The 9,623-nt window shown below is 57.1% G+C and carries 8 protein-coding genes; 2 read left to right on the forward strand and 6 right to left on the reverse strand.

Annotated features, from left to right (window positions below):
- Positions 1–182 precede the first annotated feature (182 nt).
- From TU84_RS24380 to gcvA, 6 genes are all read right to left on the reverse strand, one after another.
- Positions 183–398 (reverse strand): DUF1127 domain-containing protein, encoded by a 216-nt coding sequence (locus TU84_RS24380; RefSeq protein WP_048373794.1) that lies wholly within the window; start codon positions 396–398, stop codon positions 183–185.
- Between the two features lie 318 nt (positions 399–716).
- The gene (locus tag TU84_RS24385) at positions 717–2,207 is read right to left on the reverse strand and encodes an acetyl-CoA hydrolase/transferase family protein (protein WP_048373796.1); all 1,491 of its coding nucleotides are present in this window, start codon (positions 2,205–2,207) and stop codon (positions 717–719) included.
- A 179-nt stretch (positions 2,208–2,386) separates the two neighbouring features.
- Positions 2,387–3,823: an NAD(P)(+) transhydrogenase (Re/Si-specific) subunit beta gene (locus tag TU84_RS24390; RefSeq protein WP_048373797.1), complete on the reverse strand. Its 1,437-nt coding sequence runs from the start codon at positions 3,821–3,823 to the stop codon at positions 2,387–2,389.
- Positions 3,820–4,143: an NAD(P) transhydrogenase subunit alpha part 2 gene (locus TU84_RS24395; protein ID WP_003438157.1), complete on the reverse strand. Its 324-nt coding sequence runs from the start codon at positions 4,141–4,143 to the stop codon at positions 3,820–3,822. The genes TU84_RS24390 and TU84_RS24395 overlap by 4 nt, the downstream gene beginning before the upstream one ends.
- 11 nt (positions 4,144–4,154) lie before the next feature.
- Positions 4,155–5,276, reverse strand: coding sequence for a Re/Si-specific NAD(P)(+) transhydrogenase subunit alpha (locus TU84_RS24400; protein ID WP_048373800.1), 1,122 nt, complete (start codon positions 5,274–5,276; stop codon positions 4,155–4,157).
- A 436-nt stretch (positions 5,277–5,712) separates the two neighbouring features.
- A complete protein-coding gene (gene gcvA, locus TU84_RS24405; RefSeq protein ID WP_048373802.1) occupies positions 5,713–6,609 on the reverse strand; it encodes a transcriptional regulator GcvA in 897 nt (298 codons plus the stop codon).
- Between the two features lie 158 nt (positions 6,610–6,767).
- On the opposite strand from gcvA, the gene TU84_RS24410 reads away from it, so the two are divergent.
- A complete protein-coding gene (locus TU84_RS24410; protein ID WP_048373804.1) occupies positions 6,768–7,949 on the forward strand; it encodes an acyl-CoA dehydrogenase in 1,182 nt (393 codons plus the stop codon).
- 14 nt (positions 7,950–7,963) lie between these two features.
- Positions 7,964–9,184: a CaiB/BaiF CoA transferase family protein gene (locus TU84_RS24415; RefSeq protein WP_048373805.1), complete on the forward strand. Its 1,221-nt coding sequence runs from the start codon at positions 7,964–7,966 to the stop codon at positions 9,182–9,184.
- The last annotated feature ends 439 nt before the right edge of the window (positions 9,185–9,623 follow it).

Here is a 9,623-nt window from a genome sequence, read left to right on the forward strand (position 1 = left end):
AGGCTATTTCGTGATTGTACTGGTCTATTCTTATTTTTATAAAACTGTACTTGTCATGCTTCTGGCGCTCAAAAATAGCCGTCCCAAACGACAAAACCCGTCGGCGGTTACCCGCGACGGGTTTTGTTTTTTCAATTCTGGGTGCTGGCGGTGGACCGATGGTCAGGGCCAGCGAGCGCTCGTTAGCGCCAGAACGGCTTGCTCAGCTCTTCGTAACGCTGTGCTTCGCTAATGCCGGCATCAGCCAGAAGACGCGAGTCCAGGCGAGCCAATTGATGGCGGCTGGAGATACGGCGCTGCCACAACATCAGGTTGGCAAGTACGCGCAAAGGCATGGAAGCCTGGGTGTTTACAGCATTGCTTTCGGTGAACAGATCGGAACTGAGTGTACGTTCCATGATGGCATCCTTCCGCTTGTGGCGGCATTGGCTAGTGGTTTAACTGATGCCAATGATCCTCCTCTACGTCCAGACTCTGTAGATACAGTTCACCTGTATTGCGATGGGCCAGTTAACTGTTTATAGGCGCTGTACGGCCATAAACGAGCACAACTGTACCTGTCGGCACTAAGTTGGTGCGTTTATAGTCGTTTTTGTGGGAGGTGACCCTGATAAGGGTAAGAAATTACCAGTACAGCAGTACAGTTTTTGTCAGGAAGGCATAAAAAAGCCGCCGCAGAAAACAGTGTTTTCGACGGCGGCTGTCTAGCACGCGTGTTACGGCAGCATTTTCCCGGTTTCTTCCAGGTTGATGTGCCAGCTCAACGCCTCGCGCAGGATGTGCGGGGTGTGGCCGCCAATGGCGCAGGCCTTGGTGAAGTAGTCATTCAGCGCTTCACGGAAGTCTGGGTGCACACAGTTGTCGATGATCACGCGGGCGCGCTCACGCGGCGCCAGGCCACGCAAGTCAGCCAGGCCTTGTTCGGTGACCAGAATGTCGACATCGTGCTCGGTGTGGTCAACGTGGCTGACCATTGGCACCACGCTGGAGATCGCACCAGCTTTGGCGATCGACTTGGTCACGAAGATGGCCAAGTGCGCGTTACGGGCGAAGTCGCCCGAGCCGCCAATGCCGTTCATCATGCGCGTGCCGCACACGTGGGTGGAGTTGACGTTGCCGTAGATGTCGAACTCCAGCGCGGTGTTGATCCCGATGATGCCCAGGCGGCGAACGACTTCCGGGTGGTTGGAGATCTCTTGCGGGCGCAACACGAGTTTGTCTTTGTAGCGCTCAAGGTTGCCGAACACGTCGGAGTTGCGACGCTCGGACAAGGTGATCGAGCTGCCCGAGGCGAAGCGCATTTTGCCCGCGTCGATCAGGTCGAAGGTCGAGTCCTGGAGCACTTCGGAGTACATGGTCAGGTCTTCGAACGGCGAGTCGATCAGGCCACACATCACCGCGTTGGCGATGTTGCCGATACCGGCTTGCAGCGGGCCGAGCTTGTTGGTCATGCGGCCTTCATCCACTTCTTTTTTGAGGAAGTTGATCAGGTGGAAGGCGATGCCGGCGGTTTCGCTGTCAGGCTCGCTCACTGTCGACGGTGAGTCAGCCTTGTTGGTGATCACGATCGCGACGATTTTTTCGGCCGGGATCGGGATGGCGGTGCTACCGATACGGTCATCGACTTTCACCAACGGGATTGGTGTACGGGTCGGACGGTAGGTCGGGATATAGATGTCGTGCAGACCTTCCAGGTTCGGGTTGTGCGCCAGGTTGATCTCGACGATCACTTGTTTGGCGAAAATCGCGAAGCTGGCGGAGTTGCCCACCGACGTGGTCGGCACAATGTGGCCTTGCTCGGTAATCGCAACGGCTTCGATGACGGCGATGTCTGGCAGGGTGAGTTGCTTGTTACGCAGTTGCTCGACGGTTTCGGACAAGTGCTGGTCGATGAACATGACTTTGCCGGCGTTGATCGCCTTGCGCAGAGTGTTGTCCACCTGGAACGGCATGCGACGTGCGAGTACGCCGGCTTCGGTCAATTGCTTGTCGAGGTCGTTGCCCAGGCTGGCGCCGGTCATCAGGGTGATTTTCAGCGGCGAGTGCTTGGCGCGCTCGGCCAAGGCTTGTGGCACGGCTTTGGCTTCACCGGCACGGGTGAAACCGCTCATGCCGACGGTCATGCCGTCTTTAATAAGGGCGGCGGCTTCTTCGGCGCTCATAACCTTATCGTGCAGGGAGTTCAGACGAATACGTTCACGGTACATGGATTGTTATCTCGGGCAACGGAAGCAAGATGCGCAGTCTATTCATTTTCAAAGCGCGGCGTCCCGCTACCATGGTCGAATGCCGCAGGCCGATTTAGAGCCTTTGGTCGGGATCAGTCAGAAATAAAAAACCCCGGCGAATTAAGTGCCGGGGTTCTCGGTGTTACCAGGCCGCGATGTTACTCGACGGCTTTGACCATATCTTCAATAACTTTCTTGGCGTCACCGAAGACCATCATGGTTTTATCCAGATAAAACAGTTCGTTATCCAGGCCCGCATAGCCGCTGGCCATGGAGCGTTTGTTCACGATGACGGTTTTGGCTTTATAGGCTTCGAGGATCGGCATGCCCGCGATAGGCGATTTCGGATCGTTCTTGGCCGCCGGGTTAACCACGTCGTTGGCGCCGAGCACTAACACGACATCGGCCTGACCGAATTCGGAGTTGATGTCTTCCATTTCGAACACCTGGTCGTAAGGCACTTCTGCCTCGGCCAGCAGTACGTTCATGTGGCCGGGCATACGACCCGCCACCGGGTGAATCGCATACTTGACGGTCACGCCGCGGTGGGTCAGTTTTTCGGTCAGCTCTTTAAGCGCGTGCTGCGCCCGTGCCACGGCCAGGCCGTAACCCGGAACGATGATCACGGTGTCGGCGTTGGTCAGCAAGAAGGTCGCGTCGTCAGCCGAGCCGGATTTAACCGGGCGTGCTTCTTGTGTGCCGGCAGGGCCGCCAGCGTCCGCTGCGCCACCAAAGCCACCGAGGATCACGTTGAAGAACGAGCGGTTCATCGCTTTGCACATGATGTACGAGAGGATGGCGCCTGACGATCCGACCAGCGAACCGGCGATGATCAGCATCGAGTTGTTCAGCGAGAAGCCGATACCGGCAGCCGCCCAGCCCGAGTAGCTATTGAGCATCGAAACCACGACCGGCATGTCGGCGCCGCCAATCGGGATGATGATCAGCACGCCCAGTACGAACGCCAGGGCCAGCATCAGCGCGAAGGCGTTGAGGTTGCCAGTGAGCATAAAGGTCACGCCCAGGGCCAGTGTCGCCAGACCCAGCACAAGGTTGAGTTTGTGTTGGCCGCTGAACTGTACCGGTGCGCCCTGGAACAGGCGGAACTTGTATTTGCCCGACAGCTTGCCGAACGCGATGACCGAACCCGAGAAGGTAATGGCACCAATCGCGGCGCCCAGGAACAGTTCGAGGCGGTTACCGGCCGGGATGGCGTCGCCCAAGTGTTTGACGATGCCCAGCGATTGCGGCTCTACCACGGCGGCAATGGCGATAAACACCGCTGCCAGACCGATCATGCTGTGCATGAAGGCGACGAGCTCTGGCATTTTGGTCATTTCGACGCGCTTGGCCATGATCGAGCCTGCGGTGCCGCCAATGAGCAGGCCCACAATCACATAGCCGATGCCGGTGGTCGCGATTTCAGCGCCCAGTTTGTACACCAGCCCGATGGTGGTCAGCACGGCCAGGGCCATGCCGAGCATGCCGAACAGGTTGCCGCGACGCGAGGTGGTGGGGTGCGACAGGCCTTTAAGGGCCTGGATGAAACAGATCGATGCAACCAGGTAGAGAACAGTGACCAGGTTCATGCTCATGGCTTGCGCACCTCTTCTTTAGCTTTAGGTGCTTTCTTCTTGAACATTTCCAGCATGCGCCGGGTGACCAAAAATCCACCGAATACGTTAACGGCTGCCAAGGCGACGGCCAAGGTGCCCATGGTTTTGCCCAGCGGAGTGACGGTGAGCGCGGCAGCGAGCATGGCGCCGACGATCACAATCGCGGAAATGGCGTTGGTCACGGCCATGAGCGGGGTGTGCAGTGCGGGGGTAACGTTCCAGACCACGTGGTAGCCGACATAAATAGCCAGCACGAAGATGATCAGGTTGTAGATACCGGGGGAGATGAGCTCTTCCATTGTTTTTATCCTCAGCCGTTTTTGCGCACAACTTGACCGTCGCGGCACATCAGGCACGCGGCGACGATGTCGTCTTCAAGGTTGATCTGGAACTGCCCTTCAGGGGTGAAGACCAGCTTGAGGAAGTCCAGCAGGTTGCGGGCGTACAGCGCTGATGCGTCCGCGGCAACTTCTCCGGCCAGGTTGGTCGGGCCGACAATGATCACGCCGTTTTCGACGACCACTTGATCGGCCACGGTCAGCGGGCAGTTGCCCCCTTGTGCAGCGGCGAGGTCGATGACAACCGAGCCAGGCTTCATTTGCGCCACGGTTTCAGCGCTCAGCAGCACCGGTGCTTTGCGGCCGGGGATGAGTGCGGTGGTGATGACGATATCGGCTTGCTTGGCGCGCTCGTGCACGGCCTGGGCCTGGCGCTGCATCCAGCTGGCAGGCATCGGGCGTGCATAGCCACCCACGCCGACCGCGCATTCGCGCTCTTCGTCGGTCTCGTAAGGGACGTCGACGAACTTGGCGCCCAGCGATTCGATTTGCTCTTTTACCGCAGGCCGCACATCTGAGGCCTCAATGACCGCGCCCAGTCGCTTGGCTGTCGCAATGGCCTGCAGGCCGGCAACGCCTGCGCCGAGAATCAGCACACGGGCGGCTTTTACCGTACCGGCGGCGGTCATCAACATGGGCATGAAGCGCGGGTAATGGTGGGCGGCCAGCAGTACGGCTTTATAGCCGGCAATGTTGGCTTGGGATGACAGCACATCAAGACTTTGCGCACGCGAGGTACGCGGGGCAGCTTCCAGCGAGAAGGCGGTGATCCCACGCTCGGTCAGTTTGGCAATGGTTTCATTGCTGAACGGGTTGAGCATGCCAATCAGCACGGCGGTGCTATTGATCAGGGCCAGTTCGCTGTCGTTGGGGGCAACTACTTTAAGGATCAGCTCGGCGCCAAAGGCGTCTGTGGCGCTGCCAATAGTTGCGCCTGCGGCTTCATAGGCGCTGTCAGTCACGCTGGCATTAATACCTGCGCCGCTTTGAACAGTCACCTTATGGCCTTGGCCGATCAGCTTCTTGATGGTTTCCGGGGTTGCAGCAACCCGCGTTTCACCCGTTTGGGTTTCGAGAGGAACACCAATGTGCACGTCATATCTCCTGCGTGATCTTTTATAAGAAAGCCAGCGCACTACGGATGGTGCGACTGGGGCGGCCGATCAGCACGATCCCACCAAATATTGGGTGGGGCGCGGCATTCTGCTGGCGATTTTTGGGGCTTTCAAGAACTTATGAAGGGTGACGGATTTTTTACTACAAGTCATGCAGTGACCGAATGTCGCAACGATCGGCTGTAGGCCTTTATTCATAAGGCTTAGAGAGATTTAAGGCTGTTTTCGAGTTTTTTTCACATTTCTTTTGGTTATCGCTGCATAACTTTCAGAAATACCCTGTAAGCCGCGTGGTTACTGGCTTTCAGGTTTGTCCAGTTAGACTTAAGTAAAGCGTGCAAAATAGCGACATTTGCGTATATATGTAGTTGTTTTTTATATGTCACTACATTGATTTTTGAGGATTCTAATTTTCTCAAATCAAGCTGTAGGCCGCGGCCTGCTTGATTAGCCAGTCTCGAAAGGCGTGTAGCGACGCGGACTCAATTTTGCGTTCCGGGATCATTAGGTAGTAAGCCTTGTTGCTGGGCAGTGTGTGCGGGTTGGCGATAACCAGGCGTTTCTCGGCCAATTCGCGCTGAATCAGGAAGGGTGGGATCAGCGCGACGCCCATTTCGTGTATCGCGGCTTGGGCCAGCATCGAAAACAGTTCATAGCGTGGCCCGGTCATGTCGCGCGGAACGCTCATGTCCTGTGCGTTGAACCATTGGCGCCAGGCGTAGGGGCGGGTGGTTTGCTGGAGCAGGGGGAGTTCGGCCAATGCCTGGGCGCTGAGGTTTTGCCAGCCGCCCAGCAGTGAAGGGCTGCACACGGGGAGCGGGTTCTCGCCCATCAGTCGGTGGGACGATGTACCGGACCAGTCGGCATCGCCAAAGTAGATGGCGGCGTCGAAGTCGGTGTCGGCAAACAGGAAGGGGCGCGTACGGTTTGTCAGATTGACGGTAACGTCGGGGTGCTGTTGCTGGAAATCCTTGAGGCGGGGCAATAGCCATTGCGTGCCGAAGGTGGGGACGACGGCCAGCTCAATGGTGTTGGCGCCTTGTTGCCCCATCACGGACAGCGTGTCGCGTTCGACGGCATCCAGTTGCGTCGCAACCCGTCGGCTGTAGGAAAGGCCTGCTTCTGTCAGTTTTACGCCCCGCTTGGAGCGTCTGAAGAGTTCTACGCTGAGGAATTCTTCAAGGCTGGCGATCTGTCGGCAAATAGCGCCTTGGGTGAGGGACAGTTCGTGTGCGGCCTTGGTGAAGCTCTCATGACGTGCGGCCGCTTCAAAGCTGATCAGGGCGGTTGTGCTGGGGATCTTGCGGCGCATGTACGGCTTCCTCACTAAAGGTGATCAGAAATGGCCTTTCAGGCAGTCACGGAGTGAGAAATTATCACAACGGCGTGCTGAATCCTCGTTTGTACTCTTTATAAGAGGCGGCCTAGGATCGGCGTACGACATTTGATCTATTTCGCGAGGGTTCTTTCATGGCGGGTAAAGCAAGCTTCAACTGGATTGATCCACTGTTGCTGGATCAGCAGCTCACTGAAGAAGAGCGCATGGTGCGTGACAGCGCTGAGCAGTTTGCTCAAGACAAGCTGGCGCCACGTGTTCTGGAAGCTTTCCGTCATGAACAGACGGACCCGGCGATTTTTCGCGAGATGGGTGAGACGGGCTTGCTGGGGGCGATGATCCCTGAGCAGTATGGCGGCAGTGGCTTGAACTATGTCAGCTACGGTCTGATTGCTCGTGAGGTTGAGCGCGTTGACTCGGGTTACCGCTCGATGATGAGTGTGCAGTCTTCCTTGGTCATGGTGCCGATCAATGAGTTCGGTACTGAGGCGCAAAAGCAAAAGTACCTGCCGAAGCTGGCGTCGGGTGAGTGGATTGGCTGTTTTGGTCTGACGGAGCCTAACCATGGTTCTGACCCTGGCGCGATGATCACTCGTGCGCGCTCGGTGGATGGCGGCTACAGCCTGACGGGCAGCAAGATGTGGATCACTAACAGTCCGATTGCCGATGTGTTTGTGGTGTGGGCGAAAGATGACGAGGGTGACATCCGTGGCTTCGTTCTGGAGAAGGGCTGGAAGGGCCTGAGCGCTCCGGCGATTCACGGCAAGGTTGGCTTGCGTGCGTCGATCACTGGCGAGATCGTGATGGATAACGTGTTTGTGCCACAAGAGAACATCTTCCCGGATGTTCGCGGTTTGAAAGGTCCTTTCACCTGCCTGAACTCCGCACGCTACGGCATCTCGTGGGGCGCATTGGGCGCTGCAGAGTTTTGCTGGCACACGGCGCGTCAATACACACTGGATCGTCAGCAGTTCGGTCGGCCGTTGGCGGCGACCCAGTTGATCCAGAAAAAACTGGCAGATATGCAGACCGAGATTACGTTGGCCTTGCAGGGTTGCCTACGCTTAGGGCGGATGAAGGATGAAGGCACCGCGGCGGTTGAGATTACTTCGATCATGAAGCGCAATTCGTGCGGCAAGTCGCTGGATATCGCGCGTATGGCGCGGGACATGTTGGGTGGCAATGGTATCTCCGACGAGTTCGGGGTGGCGCGTCACCTGGTTAACCTGGAAGTGGTGAATACCTATGAGGGGACGCATGACGTGCATGCCTTGATTCTTGGGCGTGCGCAGACGGGTCTTCAGGCGTTCTATTAACAGGAGCTTGGCTCATGGGTGCTTTATCGCATTTGCGGGTGCTGGATTTATCGCGAGTACTGGCTGGGCCGTGGGCTGGGCAGATTCTGGCGGACCTTGGCGCTGAGGTGATCAAGGTTGAGCGACCGGGCAATGGCGACGACACGCGCGCGTGGGGGCCACCCTTCCTTAAGGATGCTTGTGGGGAGAGTACGGGGGAGGCGGCTTATTACTTGTCGGCTAACCGTAATAAGCAGTCGGTGACCATCGACTTCACCAAACCGGAAGGCCAGCGCCTGGTGCGGGAGCTGGCGGCGAAGTCCGATATCTTGATCGAGAACTTCAAAGTGGGTGGTCTTGAGGCGTATGGGCTGGATTATGCCTCGCTCAAGGAGGTCAATCCGCAGTTGATCTATTGCTCCATTACCGGGTTTGGTCAGACGGGCCCGTATGCGAAGCGGGCTGGTTATGACTTCATGATTCAGGGATTGGGCGGGCTGATGAGCCTGACTGGTCGGCCTGAGGGTGAGGAGGGTGCCGGGCCGGTCAAGGTTGGGGTTGCGCTGACGGATATTCTGACGGGGCTTTACGCGGCCGTCGCCATTTTGGCGGCGCTTGCTCATCGTCAGCATGACGGCGGTGGGCAGCATATCGATATGGCGCTGCTGGACGTGCAGGTGGCGTGCTTGGCCAATCAGGCTATGAATTACTTGACGACAGGCGTGTCGCCCAAGCGCCTGGGGAATGCTCACCCGAATATTGTTCCCTATCAGGATTTCCCTACGGCCGATGGCGATTTTATCCTGACCGTGGGTAATGACAGCCAGTTTCGTAAGTTTGCTGAGGTGGCGGGTCAGCCTGGCTGGGCGGATGATCCGCGCTTTGCCAGTAATAAGCAGCGGGTTGCCAACCGTGCTGTGCTGGTGCCGCTTATTCGTCAGGCAACTGTATTCAAGACGACGGCGCAGTGGGTTGAGCAGCTAGAGGCGGTGGGCGTGCCTTGTGGGCCTATCAATGAGCTGGCGCAGGTGTTTGCGGATCCTCAAGTGCAGGCGCGGGGGTTGGCTTTTGAGCTTCCGCATGCGCTGGCAGGTTTGGTGCCGCAGGTGGGGAGCCCTATCAGGTTGTCTGAAACCCCGGTGGAGTATCGCAGGGCGCCGCCGTTGTTGGGTGAGCACACGCAGGAGGTGTTGGCGCGTGTGCTTGGGGTGACGACGGTGGACTTGGAGCTTTTGCGGCAGTCTGGAGTGTTGTAGCTATATAGAGGGGGCGTTAGCCCCCTCTATATAGGTGTGTTTGCGGAGATATAGAAGTTAATTGATAGAGTTGCTCAATTAGCGCTTGACTCACTGTAATAACGGCCTATAATTCGCACCACTTCCGGCGCAGTCGAAACGGAAAACTCCTTGAATATCAATGAGTTGGATGATTTTGACGGTGCTAGCTTCAATTCATCGAAGCAGGAAATGAGGTGTTGACAGCAGCGTGTAACGCTGTAGAATTCGCCTCCCGCTAACGAGAGATCGAAAGCGCAAGTGGTTGATGTTACAAAGGAAACTTTGAAAACGTCTTAAAATAACCGCTTGACAGCAACAGAGGCTGCTGTAGAATGCGCGCCTCGGTTGAGCGAAAGCTTAACCAACCGCTCTTTAACAACTGAATCAAGCAATTCGTGTGGGTGCTTGTGGAGTCAGA

Source organism: Pseudomonas helleri (assembly GCF_001043025.1).
In the GTDB taxonomy this organism is placed as follows: Bacteria; Pseudomonadota; Gammaproteobacteria; order Pseudomonadales; family Pseudomonadaceae; genus Aquipseudomonas; species Aquipseudomonas helleri.